General features: G+C 44.2%; 3 protein-coding genes and 2 riboswitches. All 3 genes read left to right on the top strand.

Features of this window, described 5'->3' with window-relative positions; genetic code table 11:
- Positions 1–331 precede the first annotated feature (331 nt).
- A riboswitch (cyclic di-GMP riboswitch) is annotated at positions 332–415 on the top strand.
- Between the two features lie 44 nt (positions 416–459).
- A riboswitch (cyclic di-GMP riboswitch) is annotated at positions 460–542 on the top strand.
- A 92-nt stretch (positions 543–634) separates the two neighbouring features.
- Entirely contained in the window at positions 635–1,417 is a 783-nt protein-coding gene (locus tag J2Z66_RS42265) for a PspC-like choline-binding domain-containing protein (protein WP_209980119.1), read from the top strand.
- Between the two features lie 94 nt (positions 1,418–1,511).
- Positions 1,512–2,153, top strand: a complete 642-nt coding sequence (locus J2Z66_RS42260) for a hypothetical protein (protein WP_209980117.1) — start codon at positions 1,512–1,514, stop codon at positions 2,151–2,153.
- 75 nt (positions 2,154–2,228) lie between these two features.
- Positions 2,229–2,354: a hypothetical protein gene (locus J2Z66_RS43695; protein WP_281068958.1), complete on the top strand. Its 126-nt coding sequence runs from the start codon at positions 2,229–2,231 to the stop codon at positions 2,352–2,354.
- Positions 2,355–2,581: the final 227 nt, after the last annotated feature.

The following is a 2,581-nucleotide window of genomic DNA, read 5'->3' as shown; positions in this document are numbered from 1 at the left end:
ATAGAGTTACTCCCATCATAACGCCATGCTTCTTCGTTGAGTAGCTTTGTTTTCGATATCCAAAATCTGGAACAACTGTGGGGCAAGCTTAGACTGCGGTGACCATTAGCGCACGTGTTACCCTCGCCGATATGAAAATAGCTATGACAAGTACCGGTCGCTATAAAGCTGGCATTTTCGTAGCATTTAACCGACATCGAATGTTAGCTTGACCGTCAAGCACTGATTATTAGGTTGAGCCTTAAAATTCACTATAAATTTTTTGCCAGATAGGCGATGAAAATTTTGTCGAAAAAAGGTATTGCAATCATGATAGAAACATAGTAATATTATTCCAATGGAAAGCGAAGACGTATGTTCCTTATATGGGCACTTGGGACATATCGAGCAAATAGTGCAACCGATCCAATCGACACTTGAGTGAGTGTTATTGGATTTTTTTTGTTGAGTCTGTTGAATTAAATATGGGGATACGATGAAATACGTCTCGAAGATGGGCACCTAAGACGTATGGAGTAAATGGTGCAACCGACCCGTCAGTATTGCAAAGATGGGTTATTTGTCATTCCCAGCCATGCTCAACCATGCACCCGGAATGAAAATCAACCACACACAACCAACAGGAGGAATTAACATGAAGCATGTTAAGTGGAGCAAGAAAGTAATTATCGGGACAGTTGCATTAGGTTTGATTGGCGGAATGGGCGGGGTTTTCGCATTTGCTTCAACGGATATTGGCGGACAGCTGCAATCCTGGTTTAATACAAAGTTCTCTGTATCGGAGAACCAAGTGAAGGCCAGCGCAACACAATACGGCAACCAACAAATGGATGACAAAAAAAATATCGCCCGCAGCTTGAACGATGAGAAGGTCTCCTCGGTTCGGAACTATGGGGAAGCCAAGAAGAATGATTCAGTAAAGCAGATTGAGAATACAGCAGATACTTATATCAACGAGCTTAACTCCAAAAAAGGAAGTCTTCAAGGCGATATCGACAATAAATATAGAGCTATAGAAAATGATTACTTAAATCAATTCAATGCTCTTGCAAATACGGTTCAAGGTGAGCTGAATCAGCTTTTGAACAACAGCATAAATGCAGAGGGCGAAAAGCAAAAAAATAACGTGGTCACAGATGCAGATAAGGCGAAAAATGCATCTAAAGAAAAATTAAACCAAGCTATCGCCGCAGCTAAAAAGGATCTGCAGGACATGATTAATAATCGTGAGCAGGCTTCTAATCAAAACCTGAGAAGTCAAATCGATACCAAAATTGAAAAGCTTCTCTCCGATGTAAGAAAGCTGGCAGCAGATTTGGAAAAAACGAACAAAGAGAAGATCGATCAAGCGGCTACAAATGCCGTCAATCAAGCGAAGAACGAATTGGATGCTGTTGCAGCTTCAGTAGCTAATTAATCCTGTAAAACGTATAGTTCCTGAAGAGGATGGATAGAAGATAGAAGATAGAAGATAGCAGATAAGAGGCTATAGAGACTGGGGGGCTGGAGAGATGCGGAGCAGAAGATCCAGAAGAGTGAAGCATCATCGGAAAAATGCCCGGTCTTTCACGAAAGCGGCAGCACCCGCAGTTTTGCTGTCAGCCTTAGGAGCTTCTCTATTGCTATCTTCTTCTTATGCAATGGCTTCCGCGGATGCTGGCTTCTCTGCAGTCACCGCTTGGATGAAGCCGTGGGTAAAGGAGCAGACGGAGCAATCGGAGCAGCGGCTGAAGCAGTCCATGGCTGAGGAAACTGCCGCTTCGCAGGAACTCCTGCTCGAGGCCTGCCTGAAGGAGCTTGAGCAGGTAAATCGCAACCTGGAAGCCTATGCCAAGCAGCGCCAGCAGGAGAGCTTGCAGGAAATTGAAAGCTACGCCGAACAAGTCATAAACAAGCTGCAAGCCGATCTTGTTGAGCAGGCTGCAGGTATGGTTTCGATTGCGGAGCCGCCGATTACCGATGGGACGCTAGTGGCGGAATCGGCTGAGACGGAGAAGCCGTTGACAGAAGCAGCTGTGATTGAAGAGTCAGTGACTGAATCTGACGGGGTTGAAACCCCAGTAGCAGAAACGACAGATGCCAAAGAACCAGTAAGTGATATCACTAATGAGTCTGTCACTGAAAATACGTACGAAGCTAATGCTCCGGTATAACTCAAATTGAGTTTGCCGGGGCTATTTTTTTTGTGAACTTATTAGCAGAAAGTATAAGTTTTGGTGAGGGGAGAAATGGGTGCACGGTGTGACACCGGATGGGCAAGTGAGGGCATGGGCGGTACAGGGCGGTACAGTGGGCTAGATTTGGACGATGAGCCGGGCTTTAGGCAGGTGAAAGAGCAATCCCGTACTAGATGATGTAGCAAGTGTAGCAGCCCTCCTTCCCGAATGGAGCGTGTGCTTGACTTAACGATGTTTTTCACATTAAGCATGCATTAAAGCTCACATCGATTTACAAATAATGGATATGGGGAAATCCGGTTCAGATAATTAGGAGTATGTTATATTAATTGAATATTTTTACATTTATTTTGGCAAAAAAAGCATTACTCTCTCGAATGACGTGTGTATTATCCATTAATTGG

Source organism: Paenibacillus eucommiae, assembly GCF_017874215.1.
GTDB classification, from domain to species: domain Bacteria; phylum Bacillota; class Bacilli; order Paenibacillales; family NBRC-103111; genus Paenibacillus_AI; species Paenibacillus_AI eucommiae.
The sequence above is the reverse complement of the archived record's forward strand: the minus strand, read 5'-3'. Positions and strand labels throughout refer to the sequence as shown.